3 protein-coding genes are annotated in these 2,629 nt (G+C 79.2%); all 3 read left to right on the top strand.

Going from position 1 to position 2,629, the window contains the following annotated elements; genetic code table 11:
* On the top strand, positions 1-942 hold a 942-nt coding region (locus ABD353_RS29185), incomplete at its 5' end, for a metallophosphoesterase (protein ID WP_344626685.1).
* A 106-nt stretch (positions 943-1,048) separates the two neighbouring features.
* Positions 1,049-2,278, top strand: coding sequence for an MFS transporter (locus ABD353_RS29180; protein ID WP_344626684.1), 1,230 nt, complete (start codon positions 1,049-1,051; stop codon positions 2,276-2,278).
* Between the two features lie 84 nt (positions 2,279-2,362).
* Positions 2,363-2,629 (top strand): ArsR/SmtB family transcription factor (locus ABD353_RS29175; protein ID WP_344626683.1); only part of this gene is annotated, 267 nt, incomplete at its 3' end.

Below are 2,629 nucleotides of genomic sequence, written 5' to 3'. Positions count from 1 at the left end.
CGGGAGCCGGTGCCGGCGGCCGCCGCACCCCCGCCCGGTCCCCCCGCCGAGCCCGCGGCGGCCCCGCCGGCCGTGCCGCCCGCCGGCGGGGACCGGCCCGCCGCCGGACCGTCCGACCCCTCGCGCCGGCTCCTCGTCGCCCGCGGCGTGGCCGTCGCCGCCGGCGCCACCGCCGCGGCCGTGGTCGGCAACGGCGCGTACGGAGTCCTCCGCGGGCCGCGCCTCAAGCACGTGACCGTCCCGCTCGCCAAGCTGCCCCGGCAGGCCCACGGATACCGGATCGCCGTCGTCAGCGACATCCACCTCGGCCCGATCCTCGGCCGCGCCCACACCCAGCGCATCGTCGACACCATCAACGGCGTCCAGCCCGACCTCATCACCATCGTCGGCGACCTGGTCGACGGCACCGTGGCCGACCTCGGCCCCGCCGCCGAGCCGCTCGCCCGGCTGCGCGCCCGGGACGGCGCGTACTTCGTCACCGGCAACCACGAGTACTTCTCCGGCGCGGCCCCCTGGGTGGAGTTCGTCCGCGAGCTCGGCGTGCACCCGCTGGAGAACGCCCGCACCGAACTCGCCCACTTCGACCTGGCCGGCGTCAACGACATCGCCGGCACCGCCGAGGGCCAGGGCCCCGACTACGACCGGGCGCTCGGCGACCGCGACACCCGCCGCGCCGCCGTCCTGATGGCCCACCAGCCGGTCGCCGTGCACGAGGCCGTCCGCCGCGGCGTCGACCTGCAGCTCTCCGGACACACCCACGGCGGCCAGCTCTGGCCGGGCAACTACCTGGCCGCACTGGCCAACCCGACGGTCGCCGGGCTGGAGCGGTACGGCGACACCCAGCTCTACGTCACCCGCGGTGCCGGCGCCTGGGGCCCGCCCGTCCGGGTCGGCGCGCCCTCGGACATCACCGTCGTCACGCTGGCCTCCCGGCAGGCCTGACCCGCCGTCCCGCCCTGACCCGCCGTCCCGCCCTGACCCGCCCCGAGCCGTCTCACGGGTCGGAAATCCCCGTCCCACCTGCTGACACCTCCGTAGGGTTCCCGGCATGACCGGGAACCCCGCGCACCGCCGCTGGCTGATGCTCGCGATCGGGACGGGCGGCCAGACCGCGATGACCACCGTCCTCTACGGCCTGCCGTCCCTGCTGCCCGCCTTCCAGCGAGAGTTCGGCCTCTCGCTCGCCGGGGCCGGCGCGCTGGTCTCCGGCCCGATCCTCGGCATCCTGCTCACCATGGTCGGCTGGGGCCTGGTCGCCGACCGCCGCGGCGAGCGGTTCGCGCTCGCCGCGGGACTGCTCCCGGCGGCCGCCGTCCTCTCGGTCGCCGCCGCCGTCCGCGGCGCCACCGCGCTCGCCGTGCTGCTCGTCCTCGCGGGCGCCTGCGGGGCCTCCGTCAACTCCGCCTCCGGCCGCCTGGTCATCGGCTGGTTCCCGCCGCACCGGCGCGGCATCGCCATGGGCGTCCGGCAGGCCTCCCAACCGCTCGGCGTCGGCCTCGCCGCCGCCGTCCTCCCGCCGCTCGCCGAACACGCCGGACTCCCCGCCGCGCTCGGCTGCTGCGCCCTGCTGTGCGCGGCCGTCGGCGGCGTCGTCCTGCTGCTGGCCGTCGACCCGCCGCGGCCCCCGGAGACCGGCACCGTCCGCGGGCCGGGCCCCTACCGCGGCGGCCGGCTGTGGCGGCTGCACGGCGCGGCCGCGCTGCTCTGCGTCCCGCAGTTCGTGGTGGCCGGCTTCGCCCTGGTCTTCCTCACCACCGCCCGCGGCTGGCCGGCCGCGACCGCCGGCACGGTCCTCGCGGTCGCCAACCTCGCCGGGGCCGGGGTGCGGCTGCTCGCCGGCTGGTGGTCCGACCGGGTCGGCAGCCGGCTGCGCCCGATGCGGCTGCTCGCCCTGGCCACCGCCGCCGCCGTCCTGCTGCTCGCCCTCGGGGCGGCCGCCGCACCGCCGCTCGGCACCGCCGCCCTGCTGCTCGCCACCGCACTGACCGTCTCCACCAACGGCCTGCACAACACCGCCGTCGCCGAACACGCCGGCCCGGCCTGGGCGGGTCGGGCCCTCGGCGTCCACGGCCTCGGCCAGCACGCCGCGATCGTCCTGGTCCCGCCGCTGACCGGTGCCCTCGTCACCGCCCACGGCTTCGCCCCCGCCTACGCCCTGGCCGCCGTCTTCCCGGTGGCCGCCGCGGCGCTGCTCCCCGGCGAGCCGGCAGCCCCTGCCGGGGAGACGGCCGCGCCGTCCCTCGACGCGGCGTCGGCCGCACCCCGCACACCGGCCTGACGGGACGCCGGCGACCCCGTGCGCGGCAGGGCCCGGCCCGTCGGTTCGGCGTCGGCCGAACGGTCGCCGGTCGACAATGGGCGGATGGGGAGCGAACGAACGCAGACGGCCGGCCGGGAGCTCGCGGCGGTGGCCGGACTGCTCGCGGACGGCACCCGGGCGGCGTTCTGCCTGGCACTGCTCGACGGGCGGGCCTGGACGGCGGGCGAGCTGGCCCGGCACGCCGGTGTCGCCGCGCCGACCGCGACCGGGCACCTCAACCGGCTGGTCGGCGGGGGGGGGCCCCCCGGGGGGGGGGGGGGGCGTGGGGAGGGGTGGTGGACCCCCCCGGGCCCCGGTCGGGCGGGCGGC

This window comes from Kitasatospora arboriphila, assembly GCF_039528095.1.
Taxonomy (GTDB): Bacteria; Actinomycetota; Actinomycetes; order Streptomycetales; family Streptomycetaceae; genus Kitasatospora; species Kitasatospora arboriphila.
The sequence above is the reverse complement of the archived record's forward strand: the minus strand, read 5'-3'. Positions and strand labels throughout refer to the sequence as shown.